This window comes from Planctomicrobium aquicomposti (genome assembly GCF_051466325.1).
GTDB lineage: Bacteria > Planctomycetota > Planctomycetia > Planctomycetales > Planctomycetaceae > Planctomicrobium.
The window spans coordinates 168,152-189,638 of sequence record NZ_CP195792.1; the positions used below are offsets into that span (position 1 = coordinate 168,152).

The 21,487-nt window shown below is 60.2% G+C and carries 16 protein-coding genes; 9 read left to right on the top strand and 7 right to left on the bottom strand.

The genetic code is table 11. The annotated features are described in order from the left end of the window. Nucleotides 1-127 precede the first annotated feature (127 nt). Complete coding sequence (locus SH664x_RS00720) at nucleotides 128-685, bottom strand: DUF309 domain-containing protein (protein ID WP_437204152.1); 558 nt, start codon at nucleotides 683-685, stop codon at nucleotides 128-130. 702 nt (nucleotides 686-1,387) lie between these two features. Beyond that, nucleotides 1,388-1,621 carry a hypothetical protein gene (locus tag SH664x_RS00725; protein ID WP_437204154.1) on the bottom strand — a complete coding sequence of 78 codons (234 nt, stop codon included), beginning with the start codon at nucleotides 1,619-1,621 and terminating at the stop codon, nucleotides 1,388-1,390. Between the two features lie 401 nt (nucleotides 1,622-2,022). On the opposite strand from SH664x_RS00725, the gene SH664x_RS00730 reads away from it, so the two are divergent. Continuing rightward, the gene (locus tag SH664x_RS00730; RefSeq protein WP_437204156.1) at nucleotides 2,023-2,841 is read left to right on the top strand and encodes a ribonuclease H-like domain-containing protein; all 819 of its coding nucleotides are present in this window, start codon (nucleotides 2,023-2,025) and stop codon (nucleotides 2,839-2,841) included. 17 nt (nucleotides 2,842-2,858) lie between these two features. After that, a complete protein-coding gene (locus SH664x_RS00735; RefSeq protein ID WP_437204158.1) occupies nucleotides 2,859-3,791 on the top strand; it encodes a sensor histidine kinase in 933 nt (310 codons plus the stop codon). A 110-nt stretch (nucleotides 3,792-3,901) separates the two neighbouring features. Here SH664x_RS00735 and SH664x_RS00740 read toward each other — a convergent pair whose 3' ends face one another. The 3 genes from SH664x_RS00740 to moaC all read right to left on the bottom strand — a co-directional run bounded on the left by SH664x_RS00740 (nucleotide 3,902) and on the right by moaC (nucleotide 6,514). Beyond that, nucleotides 3,902-4,531 (bottom strand): methyltransferase domain-containing protein, encoded by a 630-nt coding sequence (locus SH664x_RS00740; protein ID WP_437204160.1) that lies wholly within the window; start codon nucleotides 4,529-4,531, stop codon nucleotides 3,902-3,904. A 463-nt stretch (nucleotides 4,532-4,994) separates the two neighbouring features. Continuing rightward, on the bottom strand, nucleotides 4,995-5,987 hold the full coding sequence (locus tag SH664x_RS00745) for a polyprenyl synthetase family protein (RefSeq protein ID WP_437204161.1): 993 nt from the start codon (nucleotides 5,985-5,987) through the stop codon (nucleotides 4,995-4,997). Nucleotides 5,988-6,019: 32 nt separating this feature from the next. After that, entirely contained in the window at nucleotides 6,020-6,514 is a 495-nt protein-coding gene (gene moaC / locus SH664x_RS00750; protein ID WP_437204163.1) for a cyclic pyranopterin monophosphate synthase MoaC, read from the bottom strand. 577 nt (nucleotides 6,515-7,091) lie between these two features. Here moaC and SH664x_RS00755 point away from each other — a divergent pair. From SH664x_RS00755 to SH664x_RS00775, 5 genes are all read left to right on the top strand, one after another. After that, nucleotides 7,092-9,125 (top strand): thioredoxin-like domain-containing protein, encoded by a 2,034-nt coding sequence (locus SH664x_RS00755; RefSeq protein ID WP_437204165.1) that lies wholly within the window; start codon nucleotides 7,092-7,094, stop codon nucleotides 9,123-9,125. Between the two features lie 169 nt (nucleotides 9,126-9,294). Next, nucleotides 9,295-9,477: a Sec-independent protein translocase subunit TatA/TatB gene (locus tag SH664x_RS00760; RefSeq protein WP_437204167.1), complete on the top strand. Its 183-nt coding sequence runs from the start codon at nucleotides 9,295-9,297 to the stop codon at nucleotides 9,475-9,477. Between the two features lie 101 nt (nucleotides 9,478-9,578). After that, nucleotides 9,579-10,961: a glycosyl hydrolase gene (locus tag SH664x_RS00765; protein ID WP_437204169.1), complete on the top strand. Its 1,383-nt coding sequence runs from the start codon at nucleotides 9,579-9,581 to the stop codon at nucleotides 10,959-10,961. A 629-nt stretch (nucleotides 10,962-11,590) separates the two neighbouring features. Then, nucleotides 11,591-12,982, top strand: coding sequence for an ammonium transporter (locus SH664x_RS00770; protein WP_437207280.1), 1,392 nt, complete (start codon nucleotides 11,591-11,593; stop codon nucleotides 12,980-12,982). 287 nt (nucleotides 12,983-13,269) lie between these two features. Continuing rightward, on the top strand, nucleotides 13,270-14,478 hold the full coding sequence (locus tag SH664x_RS00775) for an MFS transporter (RefSeq protein ID WP_437204171.1): 1,209 nt from the start codon (nucleotides 13,270-13,272) through the stop codon (nucleotides 14,476-14,478). Between the two features lie 115 nt (nucleotides 14,479-14,593). On the opposite strand, the gene SH664x_RS00780 is transcribed toward SH664x_RS00775, so the two are convergent. Together SH664x_RS00780 and SH664x_RS00785 are read right to left on the bottom strand one after the other, a co-directional pair. Next, nucleotides 14,594-15,100, bottom strand: a complete 507-nt coding sequence (locus tag SH664x_RS00780) for a hypothetical protein (protein ID WP_437204173.1) — start codon at nucleotides 15,098-15,100, stop codon at nucleotides 14,594-14,596. Nucleotides 15,101-15,463: 363 nt separating this feature from the next. Then, the gene (locus tag SH664x_RS00785; protein WP_437204175.1) at nucleotides 15,464-15,916 is read right to left on the bottom strand and encodes a 3-hydroxyacyl-ACP dehydratase FabZ family protein; all 453 of its coding nucleotides are present in this window, start codon (nucleotides 15,914-15,916) and stop codon (nucleotides 15,464-15,466) included. Between the two features lie 261 nt (nucleotides 15,917-16,177). On the opposite strand from SH664x_RS00785, the gene glgB reads away from it, so the two are divergent. Next, entirely contained in the window at nucleotides 16,178-18,181 is a 2,004-nt protein-coding gene (gene glgB, locus SH664x_RS00790; RefSeq protein ID WP_437204177.1) for a 1,4-alpha-glucan branching protein GlgB, read from the top strand. Nucleotides 18,182-18,431: 250 nt separating this feature from the next. Continuing rightward, the gene (locus SH664x_RS00795; protein WP_437204179.1) at nucleotides 18,432-21,029 is read left to right on the top strand and encodes a DEAD/DEAH box helicase; all 2,598 of its coding nucleotides are present in this window, start codon (nucleotides 18,432-18,434) and stop codon (nucleotides 21,027-21,029) included. Nucleotides 21,030-21,487 lie beyond the last annotated feature (458 nt).

Sequence of the window (21,487 nt, forward strand, 5' to 3'; positions counted from 1 at the left end):
GCTTTTTGTCTGAAAAACCGCCCATCGAAGGGCGAACGGCAGCTCCGCAGTGTTCATGGTGAGCTCACCAACCGCGCAGAAAAAACCCAGCCGTGAAGGCTGGGTGATTCCATGTTGGCTTTGTTGATCAAAGGAGCGGAACTGGCTCCGGAACCAGCAGGAACGGGAAGACCCGCAGGGGACGGCCCGGCTCAAGATCGGTCGGATAGGCCAGTTGAGCCGCGCGGTCGGCGGCGAACTGCAGCAGCGTGAAGTTGAGTCCGCAGTAACGGTCCTGATCCGACTCCGCAGCCACGTCGGCGAAGACTTCACCAGCCGACGCCGCGTGTCGACGCACCCCGTGGATGCTCTCTTCGCGAACCTTGATACCTGCGGCGGCCATTTTGACCAGCCCCTTCAGGAACAGACCGCACAACGTGTCGGCCCCGGTCGCCCGCAGCAGACGTTCCCATTCGTCGTGAGCTTCCCAGTAAAAGCCCAGATTGAAATAGTCCAAGGCCATCAGGTAGCTGCGGTTTTCCGCCCACTGAGACTCCTTCAGACCTTTGGGAGCCTGAGGACGCTTGTTATAGCTGTGGCCGCGGGGATCGCGGTAAGGGTGCGGCGTTCCGGAACCGGGGACATGGGTGTAACGGGGGACTTCGCTGGAGGGCAGGAGACGCGTAAATCTCACTGTTTCTTGCATTTCCACTCTCTATTCTAAAAACCGGTCGTCGCACAGGTGCCGCAACAGCAAGGCAATGCACCACCGGACCCCATAGGGGCCGAAACGAATGGTGACGAGGCGCGATCGGCAAATTCTCTGATGATTTCGGGACTTCGGTTGGGACTGGCGGAGGTCCAGGCGGCTGGCGCTCACCCCTGGGAAACTGTTGCACGAGTAGAAACAGGCCCCTGTTTCACTCCAAGTACAACCGCTGAGTCCTTCATCCGGCTCCCGGACGCTGTCATGGAGACATGTGCGTTTTGCGGAAGCCATTCCCTGAGCGACTCTATTAGAACACGGGAAAAACCTTTTGGGTAGACCGTTTTTCGCAGATTTCTAAGATCGGCAGACCCTGTTCGCGCAGCGGGGCCGACCACTCGCATCGAGAAAGTCCCGTCGATTGAACCGGTTGTGAGAGGGCACGGAGACAGCGGCAACTTCTGCGGCGCGGATGGAGAGGAACGAAGCCCCCCGCCAGAAAATCTGTTGTGCAAGTTCTTGCGGGGTTGGCTTTTGTGTCGCCAGGCCAGGCGCGACAAGGGGTGGTGAGGCGAATCCCCTCCGCTTTCAAGGGAAAGGAAGGGAAATCCGTGACATCACGAATCGGGAGCGCATCCCGTCGGGAACGCTACCCCGGCAGTCGAAACCCGGCAGTGCGAGCTAAAAAGACTGCAGGCCGCTTCAGCAGGTGGCGGGACTGCCGCACTGGTGGTGACGCATGAATTCCTCCGCCGGCACGAGGATGCGGGTTCCGGTGGACTCATCGAGCAGTCCGAGCAGGTTGGCGCTCGGTTCATCCGCCCGGACGAGCTGGTCGCGACCGGTCAGCCGACTGATGTAGACATCAGCCGAGACAATTTTGCACTGCGGACTGGTCCGGAAGCGAGTTCGGATTTCTGCGAGTGTCGGGGCCATGTGAACAGGTTCCGTGTTCAGCGATTTGCGAACGCCCATCGTCCAAGAAGGGGTTCACTGGTGATCGTCCCGGAGCGACTCCCTCGGCTCCCAGCGATGCGATAGCTAATCCTTGGACTCGAAAGCGTGGTGCTTGTCGTTCATCCCGATTCCCCCGACCTCAGCTCAGATCTGTTGTGCGTAGTACTCTTGCGCGGTCGAGGCAGAGCCGACAGCTCTGGAATGGCATCAGCGAATGGATATCTTGTCATCCATACGCATGGTACTCTCCTCGCGAGACGATTCAAGTTCCGCCCATGGCAATTCTGACTGGGATCGTCGCATGTCATTTCCGCGTGGAAAGATAAATCTCTTCTTGATTGCAGCGATGAATCGGCAGCCCCAGCCGGGAGCGCGAAAAAATGCCCACTCCACAGGTCTCATACCTGATTTTCGATGTCGAGGCTGTCGGTGACGGCGACCTGATCTCCAAGGTGAAATATGCCGGTCAGGGGCTTTCCGGGAAAGAGGCTCTGCGGAAGTATCGCGACGAGTTGCTGGAACAGACCGGTCGCGATGTTCTGCCCCCCACCTTCGTGCTGCCGATCTCGGTGGTCGTGGCGAAAGTCGCCTCCGACTTCCAGCTGATCGACGTGACCGCCCTTGATGAGCCTCAATACCGGCCGCATGTCATCACGCAGCATTTCTGGCAGGGCTGGCGGCACTACGGACGGCCGACGCTCGTCACGTTCAACGGACGGGGCTATGACCTGCCGGTGCTGGAGCTGGCTGCCTTTCGCTACGGCATCCCGTTGCCCGACTGGTTCAACACGACCGGCCCGACCTACGAGCAAATGAGGAACCGCTACAACCGCACCTCGCATCTCGACATGATGGACCTGTTCACCAACTTTGGCGCCACACGTTTTACCGGGGGGCTGAACCTGCTGGCGAACCTGATCGGCAAGCCCGGGAAATCGGGAATCGATGGGTCCCAGGTGCAGGACATGTACGATGGGGGGCGGGCGCGCGAGGTCAATGACTATTGCCGCTGCGATGTCCTCGACACCTATTTCGTCTTTCTCCGGTCGCGGGTGCTGCTGGGGCAGATCTCACTCGCCCGGGAGCAGGAACTGGTTGACCAGACGAAGGCCTGGCTGGAAGAACACTGTGAACACGTGGCAGGCTTTCAACATTATCTCAAGGAGTGGGGGGACTGGTCTCCCCCTCCGCCACAATAACCCGGGCTGCCATTGAAATGGCCGACTACTTCCGCCGCCGCAGCAAGATCCATTTTCCGTTGACACTCAGCGTCAGCCTGATGGCACTGAGTGTCACGCTGATGATCTGCTGGATCGTAATCCTGTCGCAATCCGCCAAGTGGACGGCACTGACTGTCGGTGTGGTGGCGTTTACCATGATTCTCGCCGGGCTGACGGTCTGGCTGATCCTGACCCTCAAGGAGATTGCGCTCAACAACCGTCAGGCGAACTTCGTCGACAGTGTCACGCACGAGCTCAAGTCTCCGATTGCGGCGCTGCAGCTGTATCTCGAAACGCTCTCCATGCGGAATTTGACTCCGGAAAAGCGTAACGAGTTCCACGGCATCATGGCGGGCGAACTGCGGCGGCTGGACCGTCTGATCAATCAGCTGCTCGAAGTCGGTCGACTCGATGCCATCGGCGAGAATCAGGACCCCGAAAACATTCCGCTCGACGAGTTGTTAAGGCAGTTTGCCGAGTCGGTCTGCATGCAGTGGAAGCTGCGGGTCGACGAGGTCTTCCAGTTTGATACCGTTCCGGTTGTGGTCTTCGAGGGGCGAATCGTCCTGGATCTGATCCTCTCGAATCTCGTGGAGAATGCGGTCAAGTACGGAGGGGAGCCCCCCCGGGTCTCGATTCAGCTGCGGCCCGCCGGAAGGCACCGGGCAGCAATCCGCATCACCAATAACGGATCGGGGGTCAGCCCGGAGGATCGCAAAAAGATCTTTCAGATCTTTTATCGCGGGGGGAGCGAACTCGAGCGCCGGCGCAAGGGGACCGGGCTCGGCCTCTACATCGTGTACACCTTGGTCCGTCGGCTGCGAGGACGGATCTCCGTCGACGACCGCGACGATGGTCAGCCGGGCTGCACGTTCACGCTGGAGCTTCCGGGACGGATTGATCTCGAAGACTCACCGACAGCCGTTTAGCGCGGGATGCTCTTGCAGGTGGCCGCGCAGCGCTCGTTTCAGGAGCAATGAATCACCCCCGCGGCGAATCCCACACGGTGAAGAATCACAATCCACTCAGCGATCCCTGATCACGCTGCGGCTGGGGGTTGCATCCGCTGCATGACCGCTTCCCGTGCCAGTCGATGCCACTCCAGTCGCGAGACCGGGCTTCGACCCACGCGGAATTCTGCCACGGCGACGGAATGCAGTCCCCGGAACAGAAACGCCAGCGTGATCTTCTCGAGCAGGCCGGTCGAAACCGTTCTGACCCGAAACTCGCCCGGGAATGTCTGCAGCTGACTCTGCCATTCAGCAGCCGACGGATCGTTGACGGCAGCGAGAGGAATCACCAACGCGCCGCGGGCCTTGAGGCTCGATCCCAGATTCGCGAGTGCAATCATCCGTTCCGGGCTGAAGGGGCCCGCGGAGTACGAACTGGTTCCCCGGAACAGGATCGTGTCGACGGAGTGAGCCCCCCACGGGATGCTCGCAGCCGGGGAGCCGAGGCTGATCAGATCGCTGCCGGCCTGGGCACCATTCTGCTTCTCATCCATCCCTAACACGTTCATGCCGCGCTGCTTCAGGGCGAGCAGGCCACTTCCATCCCCGCATCCGACATCCACAAACAACCGTCCGGCTGCAGCCCCGTATTTGCGGGCCAGAAACTGCAGTTGTCCTGCGGACAGCAACGATTGCGGAACGCCGCCAATCTCCGACATTGAACCCTCCCTGGTTGCAGCGGATCATCCTTGACCGTTTCACCCGGTCGCAATTCGCACTGCAGGAGCTGCCACCTCGAGGAAAAAAATCCCCGGGGCCGTCCGGTGCAAATCCGCCGGTGACAACGAATCTGCTCACAATCTTCGGGAGGAGTGAGGGAGGAGCGTGACGAAAAACAGACCGGTCGAGAGGGGAGCGGTCAGAAGCCCGGTCGAAATGGTGCAACTCTCCATCTGCGAAGGCCCCGTCAGGGAGGCAATCTTTTCCGGTTGCGTCGAGTTTGTGGCGGGCCGGGTCGGAAGCGCGGGGCGGGGGACGTGGCCGTGGCAACAGCCCGTTGATTGCGAGGCGAGGGGAAGTCTGACCAAGGCCCCCAATACGAATCGGTGTGGTTTTTGACCAAGCCACCGAGTCGACTTTGGAGTGGCGATGATCGCAGGCTGCCCCGCGAACGGGGCCTGCTCAGCAGCTCCGGTCGATCGACATTTGCGGCAACTGCATCAGCACGCTCTTGGCGGGAGAGTCGGGGAGGACTTCCAATTCCTTCCGTGCGGCATCAGCCAGTTCACCGGCAAAGCGGACCGCATCTTCGATGACGCCCCCTTCGCGGGCCTGGCGAACCACTTCGCGGCAGGCTTCATCGCTCCCCTCTTCCAGCAGAGCGACGAGCTTTTCACGAACGGGAGGAGCGGAGGAATTCAGCAACCGGATGATCGGCAGAGTCAGCTTCTGCTGATGCAGATCAGTTCCCAGCGTTTTGCCGACCGACGCTTCCATGCCGATCAGATCCAGCACGTCATCGGCGATCTGAAACGCCTGCCCCAGCAGCTGACCATAGCGTTCGAGGGCCGCCACCACCGTGTCGTTCGCCCCGGCATACCGGGCGCCAATTTCACAGGAGATGGCACACAGGGCGGCGGTTTTGCCGTCGATAATGGCCAGATACTCCGCTTCCGTCAGGGCGAGATTCCCCCGGTTGCGGATCTGCATCAGTTCCCCTTCGCAGACCTTATTGGTCGCTCGGCCGATCATGCGGCAGGCGGCAGCGCTGCCGGTACTGGCGGCGAGGTGAAAGGCATGCGTGAAGAGGTAATCGCCGTAAAGGACGCTCGTTTCGTTGTTCCAGCGGACGTTGACCGTGGCCACATGCCGACGGACATCGGCGTTATCGAGGACGTCGTCATGCACGAGCGTGGCGGTGTGAATCATCTCCACCACAGCGGCGAGGATGAGATGTTCGCGTTGAATCTCGCCGAGAGCCTTGGCGGTCATCAGGCAGAGCAGCGGGCGCAATCGCTTGCCACGAAAACGTCGCGTATGTTCAATGATATCGCGAAGATACGGATTCTCGGCGGTCAACTCGTCTTCGAAAATCTGATCGACGTCATCCAACGCGCTGCCGAGCAAAAACCGTGTGCGGTTGAGAAGTTCGTTCACATCTTGCAAATGGGCCATAACCGATCTCGTCTGAACTCCCGATTCCGTTCCTAAACCGCAGGCTGTTTCCGCGTTTCACGCTGGAAATGGCCACTTTTTCCGCCCGACTTTTCCAACAGCCGGACATTCGAGATTTCCATTTCCCGGTCGACCGACTTACACATGTCATAGATTGTGAGGGCGGCAATTGTCACGGCCATCAGGGCCTCCATCTCCACTCCGGTGCGGCCCCGCGTGATGACCCGCGACTCGACCCGCAGCTGCTGACTCCCCACCCCCTCGAAATCCACCACCACTCCATCCAGTCCCAGCGAGTGACATAACGGAATCAGTTCGTCAGTCCGCTTGGTCGCCATAATGCCGGCCAGACGAGCCACTTCCAGCACGTCCCCCTTGGACAGCTGGCGGCTGTCAATCAGTTGCCGGGTCTCGGGCTGCATCGTCAGAAGTGCTTCGGCGCGCGCGATCCGGACCGTCGACTCTTTCGAGCTGACATCGACCATCCGACTTGCGCCGGCATCGTCAAAGTGTGTCAGTTTCGCCATGTGCACCAGGATGATTCAAGTCTGGTCGACTGTCAGCATCGATCCAGGACAATTTCGAAACATGATAGACACTGGCCGTCCGTCCCACACTTCCAATCGGGTATGAGCTTTTCAGATTCTGCCTGGACACAGGCGTTCGACTCCTCTGGGCGGTGCCGCCGTCGCTCTGGTCCCGACGAGAACCGCCGGATCGTCGGCTGAACGGGACGCATCAGCGGTTGCTGGTGTGTTGCGGCGGCTGTCACACTCGACATCAGGGAACTTCCGATGCAAATCGGTACGTATTCACGGTATAGCGAGACGCACGCGGTATTTGTGGGATCGGCTGAACCTCCTTCAGGGTCAGTGACTCCGAAGTTCTGATTTCTCACACGCCCCCGATTCATTCGATTGGTCGGCAAGCCCCCTTCTCGCGGTTTCCAACTTCGGATATCCCCGTCAGCAGGGGAGACTCGGTGCGATCATTTCGGTAGCCTCCATGGAGGGCCAACGCATCAAATCCTTCGCAAGTAGGAACTCTCCGGAGTCCCCGCAGCGACAGCGATTTCCGAAACACGGGAGACAAGGAACCTCAACCATGAGCCAGTCCCGGCGGTTCTGCTTGGTTTTGTGCCTGTTCGCGTTTCTGTCGGGCGGTTCGTCCGCCTTGGCTCAGCCCGCAACGGAAGCCGCCCCGGTCGGCCGCAATCCCTATCCGGGACAGTTTGTCGCCCCCAGTCTGGAAGGGGGGACCGAATGGCTGAACACCACCGGCCCGATCGAGCTGCCCGACCTCCGCGGCAAGATCGTCATTCTCGACTTCTGGACCTACTGCTGCATCAACTGCATTCACATTCTTCCGGACCTGAAGTACCTCGAGAAGAAGTACCCCAACGAACTGGTGGTCATTGGTGTCCATTCCGCCAAGTTTGAGAATGAACGGGACAGCGAGAACATCCGGCAGGCGATTCTCCGCTATGAGATCGCGCATCCGGTGATTAATGACTCGAACATGGTGGTCGCCCGGAAGTACGGCTTTAACAGTTGGCCGACTCTGGTGGTGATTGATCCGGAAGGAAAGGTGGTCGGCACCCGTTCGGGGGAGGGACATCGAGAATTGCTCGATCAGGTTGTGGGGCAGCTCGCCGCCTACCACCGGGCCAAAGGGACGCTCGACGAAAAGCCGGTCCACTTCAATCTGGAAAAGGAAAAGGTCGACCCGACTCCCTTGAGATACCCGGGCAAGCTCTTTGTTGATCTTCCCAAATCGCGGTTGTTTGTGTCCGACAGTAACCACAACCGCATTGTCGTCTCTTCCCTCGATGGAACACTGATCGACGTCATCGGCACCGGACAGATCGGGGCCAACGACGGAGGCTTCACCGAGGCAACGTTCGACCATCCGCAAGGACTGCAGCTGGTCGGTGACATCCTCTATGTGGCTGACACCGAGAACCATCTGCTTCGCACGATCAACCTCAAAACCCGGCAGGTCGCCACACTGGCGGGGACCGGCCAGCAAGGAAGTTTTCGCGGACGGGGGGGAAAGCTGCGACAGACCGCGCTCAACAGCCCCTGGGCTCTGCAGGAACTACAGGGAACCCTGTACATCGCCATGGCGGGACCCCATCAGATCTGGAAGCATGGCCTCAAGTCCGACTCGATTGAACCCTACGCCGGCAGTGGCCGGGAAGACATTCTCGACGGTCCCCGTTTTGAAGCGGCTCTCGCCCAGCCTTCCGACATCACCACCGACGGCCGGATGCTGTATCACGTCGACAGCGAGGGATCAGCGGTTCGCAAGATCGACCGGGGCACGCAAGGAGGAGTGCAGACGCTGGTCGGTCCGCACGACCTCGACAAGGGGGCTTCCCTGTTCACCTTCGGCGATCGGGATGGCGTCGGTGACGAAGTCCGGTTGCAGCATCCTCTCGGGCTCGTCTGGCACAACCGGGCCCTCTATGTCGCCGACAGTTACAACCACAAAATCAAACGAGTCGACCCCATTACCCGGACCTGCGTCACGTGGCTCGGAACCGGCGAACGGGGCAATTCGCTCTCCCCCGTGCAGCTGTCGGAGCCAGCGGGACTGGCAATTGCCGGTGATCAGCTGCTCATTGCCGACACCAACAACCACCGTATTCTGCAGGTCGATCTGGTTTCGCGGCAGACCCGCGAGTTGATCATTCGGGGACTCACCCCCCCGGCCGCAGCACAGCCGACACAGGATGACATGTTCCGCGGCGAAACGCATCAGGTCGAGGCGACGACGATAAAGCCGGGCGAGTCGCTGGAAGTGCGGATCAACTTCAGCCTCCCGATCGGGCACCACCTGAATGAGCTCGCTCCGGTCGTTTGCAAGCTCACGGCCGAGCCGGGGCAGACGATCATTCCTCCCGAGTTTCTCGCGGAACGCCACACGGCCGAATCTCTGGAGACCGCAGCCACACTGCAGGTTCCGCTCACCAGCACGAGCGGTTCCACCAGGCTGACTCTCACGGTTTCCTATCAATTCTGCCGCCTTGGAAAAGGGGGAGTCTGCCGGTTTGCCACCCAACGCTGGGAGATTCCGGTCAGCGTGGCTGCCGGGGGGGTGGAGCAGCTGGCACTGCAGGGATCGCCGCAGCAATGAGCCTCGAACAGCGAGCGGACTCCACCGGAACGTTCCCTGCTCGGGACGAGTCGTTGAGGGGCGGTGCCGTCCGTTTGAGCCTCCCTGCCCGGTGCGGTACACTGGATCGTTCGCCCCGAAGCACGTTGACCGGGGTTACACACCATTTTCTCCGGAGACATGTGACGCGATGTTTGGTATGGGCATGGGAGAACTGGTTATCATCGCGGTCATTGTGCTGGTGCTGTTTGGCAGCCGATTGCCCTCCGTGATGCGATCACTGGGAGGCTCGATCAGCGAATTCAAAAAGGGGATGAACGAAGCGGACGATGAAGACGCCGACCGGCTCAAGGGCCCGGACGACCGCCGCTGAACCGGCCTGCCACGCACACATTTCTCTTCCGGAGCGGTCCTGCCGCCGCTTGACCCGGTTTCCGTGACGCACTCGCGCTCCCTGTATTGGAACCTGCTCCCATGATCGAAGTCGATCACCTCCTGACCCCCGCGGATCTGCTCCCGGACCTGGCCCGACTCTGGCAAGCCTCGGGGCGCTGCATCGACGAGCTCGAAAGCTCCTGGAAGCCGGCAGACGGCTCTCCCGTGTTTACGATTCAGGGGAAGTACACCGCGCAGGGCTGGACCGAATGGACGCAGGGCTTTCAGTTCGGCTCTGCGATTCTGCAGTTCGATGCCACGGGCGATGAACGCTATCTGGAACTCGGGCGCCAGCGCACGCTCGACCTGATGGCGCCTCACGTCAGCCATATTGGCGTGCACGATCATGGGTTCAACAACGTCAGCACCTACGGTGCCTTGCGGCGGCTGATGAAAGAGGGGCGCATTCCCTTTAACGCCGGTGAACTCGCCTGTTACGACCTCGCACTGAAGACGAGTGGTGCCTGTCAGGCGGCCCGCTGGAGCACGACCCACGAGGGGGATGGCTATATCTATTCATTCAACGGACCGCATTCGCTGTTCTGCGATACGATCCGCTCACTCCGTTCGCTGGCGGTCGGCCATTTGCTCGGACATCGACTCATGGGGGAAAACGATGTCCCCTTCTCGCTGCTGGACCGGCTCATCCAGCATGCCCGCACGACAGCCCGTTACAACGTCTTCTACGGCGAAGGCCGGGATATTTATGATGTCCGGGGCCGGGTCGCTCACGAAAGCGTTTTCAACTGCAATGACGGCCGCTATCGCTGCCCCAACTCACAGCAGGGCTATTGCCCCTTCACCACCTGGACGCGGGGAGCGGCGTGGATCATCGCCGGCTATCCGGAACAGCTGGAATTTCTGCAGGTTCTCGATTCCAACGAGCTCAAGCCGTTCGGCGGGATTGTCGAAGTCGAAGACCTGATGCTGAAGGCAGCCCGGGCCACCTGCGATTACTACATCAGCGAGACTCCGGCCGACGGCATTCCGTACTGGGATACTGGAGCCCCGGGACTGGTCCATCTCGGTGACTATCGCAGCCGGCCGGCCGATCCGTTCAATGAATATGAACCGGTCGACAGTTCCGCCGCGGCCATTGCCGCACAGGGGCTGATCCGGCTGGGACGCTATCTGACTGCCCGGGGAGATCACGGCGGCGAAGAATATTTCCAGGCAGGACTGACCGTTCTGCGAACGCTGCTGAGCGACACCTATCTGAATCACAAGGCAGGACATCAGGGGCTGCTGCTGCACTCCGTCTACCATCGGCCGCGTGGTTGGGACTACATCCCTCCCGGCAGCAAGGTTCCGAATGGCGAAGCCTGCATGTGGGGCGACTACCACCTCCGGGAACTCGGGCTGCTGGTTCAGCGGCTGGCGAAGAACGAGCCGGACTACACCTTCTTCGGTCCGGTCCAATAGAGCGGGTGGCTCTGTCCGGCCCGTGCGTCGTGTGATCGCAGATTCACCTTCGCGGCGCAGTCGTCGACAGATCAGATCCAGAAGATTCTCCCGGGACTCGCGGGCCGATGACCGGCGGCGGCGTGCCCTTGGATGTGATTTCGACGCGCCCGGGGAGACTCTCCTTGCGGCCTGTTTTGTTTTTCAGCCGACTTCTCTTTCCGGGAACGGCGCTCTGGCTGCTCTCGTCGACAAATGACTGCCGATCGTCGGCGCGACCGCTCCCCGGCCCGACTTGAGGCCTCTGCTTCTCGAGTTCATCGTCGCACACTTTTTGCGCATTTGCTGCCCTGATCATCAGCAGAGGAGCCGCCCCCCTGCGTGGCAAATGGGTCTCTGCTGCAAGAAAATCCAGTGTTTTCTCTAGTGAAACCACTGTTCTCAAGGTTGTTGAAGTCCACGGCACACTGATTGCCAACTGCAACCGCTGCCCACATTCTCTCAAGAAAGAATTCAATCCGGCGACGCCAGCGGCGGGATGTTGCTCCAGTGATGCTGCATTCGCGAAAGGACTTCGTCAGGGCGGCTCCTTCATCATCTACTTACAGATTGGAAGACCCATGAAACGTTGGATAGTGCTCGGTCCCCTCATGTTGATGCTCTCAGTAGCAATACTGTCAGCATGCTCGGCGCAGGCTCAGGCGCAAGCTCCTGAAGCCGCTCCCGCAGCAGCGGCCCCCGCCGCAGAGAATCCGACACCTCCGATGGATTCGCCCACTGAAGTGGCGACCGTCGACGTTCCCGACTCCGGCAAGATCGCCTGGATGCTGACTTCCTGTGCTCTGGTGCTGATGATGACCGCCCCCGGTCTGGCCCTCTTCTACGGCGGTCTCGTCCGCAAGAAGAACATCCTCGGCGTGATGATGCAGTGCGTCTTTCTGATGGGGCTGATGTCCGTCCTGTGGGCCATCGTCGGCTACAGCTGGGCCTTCGGCGGCGAAAACCCCTACATCGGCAACCTGGACATGGTGCTGCTGAAGGGTGTGATCGCGGACAAGTCCCGCACCCTCGAAGCCGCCACCGGCGACATGATCTTCTGCCTGTTCCAGGGGATGTTCTTCATCATTACCCCCGCCCTGATCTGCGGTGCCTTTGCCGAACGGATGAAGTTCAGCGCCATGTGCGTGTATTCCGTCCTGTGGAGCCTCGTGGTGTACTGCCCGATCGCTCACTGGGTCTGGTCCGCACCGGGCTGGTTGAGCCTTGCCAATGAAAAAGCAGCCTTCCCCGGTCTGGACTTCGCAGGCGGAACCGTGGTGCACATCAGCTCCGGGGTTTCGGCTCTGGTCGCCGCCCTGCTGATCGGCAAACGTCTCGGCTTCGGCAAAGAGCCCATGCCTCCGCACAACCTGACCTACACCTGTATCGGGGCCGCCCTGCTCTGGGTGGGCTGGTTCGGCTTCAACGGCGGTAGCGCTCTGAACTCCGACAAGTGGGCCGTCAACGCATTCTTCGCCACGCATCTCGCCGCTGCTGCCGGCGTGCTGGCCTGGGCTTGTGCGGAATGGGTCATGCACGGCAAACCGACAACCCTCGGTGCCTGCTCAGGTGCCGTGGCTGGTCTGGTCTGCATCACCCCCGCTGCCGGTGCGGTGAACCCGATTCACGGAATCATTCTGGGACTGGCAGCTGGTCTGGTCTGCTTCCTGGCCTGCACCAAACTTAAGAATGCCTTCGGATATGACGATTCGCTGGACGCCTTCGGCGTGCACGGCGTCGGTGGAACCCTCGGAGCCATCCTGACCGGTGTCTTCGCCACCACCAGCGTCACGGAAGGGGTTGCCGGTCTGCTGGAAGGAAACCCCGGGCAGGTTGTCAATCAGGCTGTCGGCGTCGGAGCTTCGATCGCTCTGGCTGTCGTCGGCTCCTTCATCCTGCTGAAGCTCATCGACGCGGTGATGGGACTGCGGGTCACTCAGGAGGAAGAACTCCAGGGGCTCGACGTCACCCAGCATGGGGAAGAAGGTTACATCTTCCAGTAAGCTGCAGCCTCTGCTGAAACCAGAACGCGAGTCCCGGCGACCGATGTCGTCGGGACTTTTTTCGTTGGCCCTCTTCGCAACGGGCCTTAAAGTCTCCAGACGCTTCTTTACAAACAATTTAATGAATCGCAACTGCAGGCGTGCAAGCAGCTTACGCGTTTAGTTCTTGTGCGATTGAACCTTTTGGTTTGTGAAAGTGTCTCGCTCGGCAACAATACTCCTTTGCTGAGACCGCATCGGAAGCAACTTCCCCTGCCCGCCAGCGTTCGCCCTGCCCAAGTACTCACATGAGTTCTCCTGCTGAAGCCCTTCCGCTGGAACGGCCCGCCGCTCCGTCGACCACCATGAGCGTGCTGGTCGCGCTCAGTGTCTCGCACCTGCTGAACGATACGATTCAGTCGTTGCTTCCTGCCATTTATCCGGTGCTGAAAGACCTCTTCCAGCTGACGTATGGCGATATTGGACTGATCACCCTGACCACCCAGATGGTTGCCTCGATTCTGCAGCCGCTGGTCGGGCTCTACACCGACAAGCATCCCAAACCGTATTCACTGGCGATGGGAATGGGTTGCAGTCTGGCCGGTTTACTGCTGCTCTCGCGGGCTCACAATCTGCCGACCATTCTGACCGCGGCGGTGATGGTCGGCCTCGGGTCTGCGGTGTTTCATCCCGAAGCCTCTCGTCTGGCGAGGATGGCATCGGGGGGACGCCACGGGTTCGCGCAGGCCCTGTTTCAGCTGGGAGGGAACTTCGGGACGTCACTGGGACCGGCACTGGCGGCGATCGTCATTGTTCCGGCCGGACAGAAATCCATCGCCTGGTTTTCAGCGGTGGCATTGGCCGCCATGGCCATTCTCACCCGCGTGGGGCACTGGTACCGCGAAAAGCTGGAACAGGCGAAGAAGCGCACTGCCAGCGCTCATGAGACTTCGTTCCCCATCCCCGGCCGGAAAGTGCTGCTGGCGCTGCTCGTGCTCGTGCTCCTGGTGATTTCGAAATACATCTACCTCAGCAGTCTGACGAACTACTACACCTTCTTCCTGATTCACAAGTTCGGCGTCAGCGTGCAGAACGCGCAGTTCTGCCTGTTCGCCTTTCTGTTCTCCGTGGCTGTCGGCACGATCGCCGGCGGCCCGATCGGCGACCGCTTTGGTCGCCGGGTGGTGATCTGGTTTTCGATTCTGGGAGTCGCCCCGTTTTCACTGGCGCTGCCGTATGTCAGTCTGCCGTGGACCATCGTGCTGAGCATGTGCGCCGGTGCGATTCTGGCATCGGCCTTCTCGGCAATTCTGGTGTTCGCACAGGAGTTGATGCCGGGGAAAGTCGGCATGGTGGCCGGCCTGTTTTTCGGACTGGCATTCGGAGTGGGGGGCATCTCCGCCGCTTCCCTGGGAGAACTGGCGGATTACCGGGGAATCGAATACGTGTTCCATCTGTGCGCCTTCCTGCCGCTGACGGGACTCATCGCCGGTCTGCTGCCGAAGATTGAACGGTAACGCAGGGTGTTGTTTGCTGGATCCGCGCAGGCTGGGTTCCATCACGTGATCGTGTGTTTCCGCCGACGACCGGATGGCGGTGGTCGGCACGCACTGCCAGGTGAGGCGTCGTCGCCTACCTCGACCGATAATTGGCGGCGTCCACAATCGAATAGATCCAGATCATCGGCGCGAGTAACCACGCCAGCCCGACAGTCAGGACACCGCCGATGAGAATCAGGACCATCGTGAGCCAGTAGAGAAAGAACGAACCGATCCGTCCCTGAATCAGATAACCGATCGAGGGGAACAGGAAATTCAGAAGCGCAGCCAGTGCGTGCGACTCCCGTGGCGGCGACTGGATGTTAACGACCGTGTTCTGCTGCATCAGTGGTGCCTGCTGCAGAGGGGGCTGGGTGTAGAATTGTTGCTGCGGCTCGTACATTGGCGCAGGCACAATAGGCGGCAAGACGATCGGCGGTAGCTGCGGTGGCGTGGCCCGGCGTATCACTTCCTGTGCGGGTCCCGGCACACGGACTGTCTGTGTGCACTTGGGACATGGGAAACTCTTGCCGATCTTGGCATCGGACGCCTGCAGTCTGGTGTCACAGGCGGGACAGGCGAAACGGATCGATGCAGACATTGATTGCCCTCAGTAATCTGCCGGAGAGGCGATCCGTCGCAGCCCTTGCGTCCTGCAGCAACAGCATGTCGCGCAGAAGGCGTCACCGTCAAGCATTAATTTCCACGGGGACTCACTCTGGATCTGCCTGGTTCCGCGGTCAGGGCGTGGCAGAATCATTCAACGCAGTCCCCTCATCTGTGCACAGCGCCTCAGAGGGGGCCACCCGAATTTCCGGAATCGTTGGGGCCCGTGACGAGCACCAGGCTACCGATTCCGAATTCGATGCTTCGTAGCGATCGATAGTTTGAGAGCCAGATGCGGTCGACCGGCACGATTTCGCCTCCCGGTTCGCAGGGAATAAGACTTCCCCAAGATCTCCAGTCAGGTCGGTTCCGCCAAGGCGCAGGCAAATTCCAGCCGGACGCTGACCTTCCCCTCCACGCTGACCTTGCCTTTGAGGAAGTACGCGTTGGCAACTTTCTCACCCAGTTCTACCTCGATGTCGAGTGTGTCACCGGGGCGAACCAGCTTGCGGAACTGCACCTGATTTAATCTTGTGACCACCGGAACATGTCCCACTTCGGGAGGAGCCATGCGTGCAATCAGCACAGCCCCCGCCTGGAACGCCGCTTCACAGATCAGCACTCCCGGTAAGACGGGAAAGGCGGGATAGTGGCCCTGAAACACATCCAGCTGCGGATCAATCCATTTCCGTGCATGGATCCGGTTGTCGGTCAACTCCAGCACTTCATCCAGCCACAGAAACGGAGCCCGATGCGGGATCAGCTGCTGGATCTGCTCAACCGTCAGTGTGGTTTTCTGTTCAGAGGTCATCGAAAAATCCGGTCGCGGTTCAGGAAGCGACCGATCGTAGGGGAGCTGGGAGGCTGAAACAACCGATGTCATCACTGGGGCCAGCGTGCCAGCGCGATCCGTCAGGCCGCTCGTCTTCCCCCGAACGAATCAACATCGGTTTGAGCCAGAGGGGATGGAGTGGATTGCAGAATGTCGACATTCCATATCTTCAACTTCCGTATCGCTTGTTAAGATGTCCAGACTCCATCAGATAGCGGCCTGCGTTCGAAACGATCTCCCATGAGCACGAGGTCTGTCGAAACTGTGAGGCGTCCCCCCTTCACCGGGGTGCTGCCCGCCGCTGCGCTCTCCAGACACCGATCAGCAATGAGGAGTGGTATGAATTGCACCGCGTATGAATGGCTGGGAGCCCACCCTGTCACCGAAAACGGGAAAACAGGGACGCGGTTTGCTGTCTGGGCACCGAATGCCCGCGAAGTCTGTGTGCTGCTGGATCGCAATCACTGGCAGCACGGTGCCTTCTATCTGCACGGCAGCGATCTGGGAGTCTGGCAGGGAACGGTTCCGGATGTCGGCCCCGGAGAAGTTTACAAATACAGTATCCGGACTCAGTCAGGCGAGTTGCTGCAGAAGTCCGATCCGTATGCCTTCCAGGCGGAAGTGCCTCCCAAAACCGCCTCCGTCGTGACCGATCTGAGTCAGTATCAATGGCAGGATCAGGAGTGGATGGAACGCCGGCGGCAGACCAACTGGTATGAACGCCCGCTTCAGACCTATGAAGTTCATCTCGGTTCGTGGCGCCGGCCCAAAGATGGCCGACGTTACCTCAGCTATCTGGAGCTGGCGGACCAGCTTGTCGACTATGCCCTCGACATGGGTTTTACGCATCTGCAGCTGATGCCGATCACGGAGTATCCCTTCGACGGCTCATGGGGCTATCAGGCGACTGGTTATTTTGCGCCGACCTCCCGCTATGGGACTCCCGACGACTTCCGGATGTTCGTGGATCGCTGTCATCAGGCGGGGCTGGGAGTCCTGCTCGACTGGGTCCCCGGCCACTTCCCGACCGATGCGCATGGCCTGGCGCGGTTCGACGGCACATCGCTTTACGAACATGCCGACCCGCGACAGGGATTCCATCCGGACTGGAACACAAACATCTTCAATTACGGACGAAATGAAGTCCGTAACTTCCTGTTTTCCAGTGCCCGCTTCTGGTGCGAGGTCTATCACGTCGACGGCCTGCGGGTCGACGCTGTCGCTTCCATGCTGTATCTCGATTATTCCCGACAGCCGGGGCAATGGATTCCCAACCGCTTCGGCGGTCGCGACAATCTGGAAGCGATTCAGTTCCTGAAAGATCTCAACGTGATGCTGCACGGAGAATATCCCGGCATCATGACGATCGCGGAAGAATCGACCGCCTGGCCGGGAGTCTCGCGGCCCGTCTACGATGGCGGACTGGGCTTTACGATGAAGTGGGACATGGGCTGGATGAATGACACCCTCCGCTATCTGCGGCGCGATCCCCTTTATCGCGGTCATCATCAGCATGATCTGTCGTTCCGGTCGCTGTACGGCTTCACCGAGAACTTTGTACTGCCGCTCTCGCACGATGAAGTTGTTCACGGCAAGAAGTCGCTGGTCTCGCAGATGCCGGGGGACCACTGGCAGATGTTCGCGAACCTGCGGCTGCTGTTGGGGTATCAGGCGACGCTGCCGGGCAAGTCACTGTTGTTCATGGGGGCCGAACTCGCCCAGTGGACGGAGTGGAACCATGACATCGAACTGGACTGGATGCTGGAGTCGATTGATACGCATGCCGGGATCAAGCGGTTCGTGAAGGACCTCAATTTCCTCGTCAGGAATCACCCCTCTCTGCACGAACTCGATACGACCCACGCCGGCTTTGCGTGGATTCAGGCGGACGATGCCGTCAACAGTGTGTACGCCTTCTCCCGCTTTGCGAAAGAAGGGAAAGAGACCACGATCGTCATTCTGAACATGACCCCCGTCCCGCGCGGCGATTACCGGGTCGGAGTGCCAGAGGCTGGCTTCTACAAGGAAGTCCTCAACAGCGATGCCTGGATGTACGGCGGAACCGATGTCGGCAATCAGGGGGGCGTGGAATCGGAACCGGTCCAGATGCATGGCCGGGCGCAGAGCATTCAGGTTCAATTGCCTCCGCTGGGAATGCTGGTGTTCAAAGCCGAACCGTCGCGACGGCCCGCAGAGGCGGCGGCCCGGCCGAGTCTGAAAGCCACTCCTCCAGCAGTCCGCTGACTCGCTGAAATCAGATCCCCTGCCAGGCCCAGCCCCGGTCCTACGCGGGCAGACTCTCACTGCAACTCCCAGCGGAGCGGTCTCCTCGTTCGGTCATCGGTCTGACTGTCACTCCGCAAGGTGCTATCATCCCGCTGGCCCCGGGGTCCGGTCGAGAGCAGGTTGCTCTTTTCAGGGCTCGCACAGGCAGCGTTTCGTCTGGTGAAATACTGACGTCCGCGTGGCGACGAGGGGGCCATCAAAAGTCGAAATGCTCTTTCTCCCCGTTGAAAGCAAACCGTTGGAAACTCCTGTCCCCCTCTCGCGCGGCGATCTGGCAGCGATGTATCTCGATACCTTGCCGTACGAGCCGTATCGTGTTCAGGAAGATGCGCTGCTCACGTGGTTCGACGACACCGAGGGGATTCTGGTCTGTGCCCCGACCGGCACCGGCAAAACACTAATCGCCGAAGCTGCGCTGTTCGAAGCCCTGCACACCGGCAAGACCGCCTATTACACCACTCCGCTGATTGCCCTGACCGAACAGAAGTTTCAGGAGATTCAGGAAGCCGCCGTCCGCTGGGGATTCTCGGCCGATGATGTCGGTCTGATCACCGGCAACCGCAAAGTGAATCCGCAGGCACCGGTGTTGATCGTGGTCGCCGAGATCCTCCTGAATCGTCTGCTGCATCCGGAAGGGTTCGACTTCGGCAATGTCGCTGCGGTGGTGATGGATGAGTTCCACAACTTCAACGACCCGGAACGGGGAGTCGTGTGGGAACTTTCACTCGCCCTGCTTCCAAAGCAGGTGCGGCTGATGCTGCTCTCCGCCACAGTCGGAAACGCGGTCGATTTTCTGCTCTGGCTGCGGCGGGAACATGGCCGCAAGATTCAGTTGATTCAGGGGACTGAACGCAAAGTTCCGCTGGAGTTCGACTGGATCGGCGAAGAGTTGCTCCCGGAATTTCTGGAGCAGATTCAGGACGGCACCGAAGAAACCCGCCGGACTCCGGCGCTGGTTTTCTGTTTCAATCGGGAAGAATGCTGGTCCGTCGCGGAACAGCTGAAAGGGAAAAATCTGCTCCGCAGCGGACAACAACAGGAACTGGCCACCCGTCTGGACCAGTGGAGCTGGAAAACGGGAGCCGGTCCCAAGCTCAAGCAGCTGCTGATGCGCGGAGTCGGCGTGCACCACGCCGGATTGCTCCCGAAGTATCGTCGGCGGGTGGAGAAACTCTTTCAGGAGAAGCTGCTCTCCGTCTGTCTCTGTACGGAAACACTGGCGGCGGGCATCAATCTCCCCGCGCGCTCGGTTGTGCTGACGACGTTGATGAAAGGTCCGCCAGGCAAGAAAACGATTGTCGATGGGAGCACCGCGCATCAGATCTTCGGCCGCGCCGGTCGTCCGCAGTTCGACACGATGGGCTATGTGTTCTCGCTGGCCCATGAAGATGACGTCAAGTATGCCCGCTGGAAGAAGCAGTACGATCAGATCCCGGAAGACACGAAAGATCCGAACTTGATCCGGATGAAGAAGCAGATCAAAAAGAAGATGCCCAAGCGGCGGGCCAACGAGCAATACTGGAACGAAGAACAGTTCCGTAAACTGATCACCGCCCCGCCGGCCCATCTGGTGAGCAAGGGACAACTCCCCTGGCGACTGCTGGGCTATCTGCTGGAGCTCTCGCCGGACGTCAATCGACTGCTCCGCTTTGTCCGGACCCGGTTGTTACCCCCTAAGCTGCTGGAGAAATCAGGAGAACGACTGACCCAGATGCTGCTGCTGCTGGAAGCGGGGGATTTTGTTACGCTCGAACCCCCTCCCCCCGAGCCGTTGGTCAAAGCCCGTCGCGACTGGCCGATGCCTGACGAGGAAACCATCGCCGCCGCTGCCGCCGCGCCGGTTCTGACTGCACCCCCTGAAGAAGATTTCGGCGGAGATCTGCTGGAGGAACTGCAGGCCGAAGGGACTGCTCCCGTCGTTCCTGTGGAAGAATCGGCGGAGGTTATGGAACCGGAAGTCCCCCCGGCTGCCGCTTCACTGGGTTCGTTCGGGGCCCTCCTGCAGGAGGCGCTCACGAAAGAAACGCCTTCAGCTGAAAGTCCTCCTTCCGGAATCCGGACGATCAAACATCCGTCGATCATCGCCGCGGAAGAGAAAGAGATTTATCTGCCGCAGTTCGCGCATCCGACCGCGCGCATGAACCAGCTGATGCTCTTCCGCAGCTGTCATCCATTGTACGGCGCGTACCTGCTGGACCATCTCGGACTGGCTGACCGTGCTGAGCGCATCCAGATTCTGGAAAGTGTGCTGGAAGTGCCGAACTCGATTCTGCACCTCGTGCGGGTCCCGCCGCCGCAGGAGCTTCCCCCGGGTCCACTGGCCCGCTTGCGGATCGACCCGGAATTGATGTCGCGCGGATTGCTGACGCAGTCGGAAGTGGACCCCGATTCGGTCGAGCCGCTGTTCGATAATTTCGGCAAGCCGATCCGGCAGTTCGCTGTCCCGCTGGGAGACAAGCTGCGGCGGCTGTTCGATTCCGAGTACCCCGGTGTCCATGACTTCCGGACCCGTGCGGTCTGGATTGTCGGCGATCTTCTCCATGCGGGGGGAGATTTCAATCAGTACGTGACCACCCGCGACCTCACCAAACAGGAAGGGGTGATCTTCCGGCATCTGCTGCGGATGATTCTGCTCTGCGATGAATTCTCGCAGGTCTGTCCGACCGGCATCACCCCCGAGGCATGGGCTGAGGAACTGCGCTGGATTCAAGAGTCTTTGACCGCCAGTTGCCGGGCCGTCGATCCGGAGAGCACCGACAGCACGCTGGAAGCGATGAACGCCGTGGCTGACGTGGTGACGAGCTGAGCCCCTGATCGGCTGACTTTCGGCCGCGTCGGCCACCGGGGAAGTGGACCGGAATGGACCCCATCGCGCGCGCTTCGTGGCGGTAGAGGGACCGACGCTGCGAACTGTCGGCATCCTCCTCATTCTGCCCGGAGAGCCGGTCCCGAGTCGCTGCTGCGCTGGCAGGGTGACAACGAATCCGGGGATTTCTAATTGTCTTAAGTGGCTTTCTGTGATCCGGTTGCGCTCACTTCTAGCGGCAATTTCGGCTGGCGACTGTAGATCGTGCTTGTCGTCTGCGTACCACTTTTTGTCCGGAGATACCGGGCACCTTCCCCAGGACCCCACCGATGTCCCCTAAAAAGGTCATTTTCAGTTTGCTGTTGCTGAGGGCGCTTTCGTGTTGTGTGCAGTGCTGAATCCGAGCTTTCCGCTGGGCGCAGGCGTTGCGGGCAGCTGCCCGGCCGGTCGATTGCGTC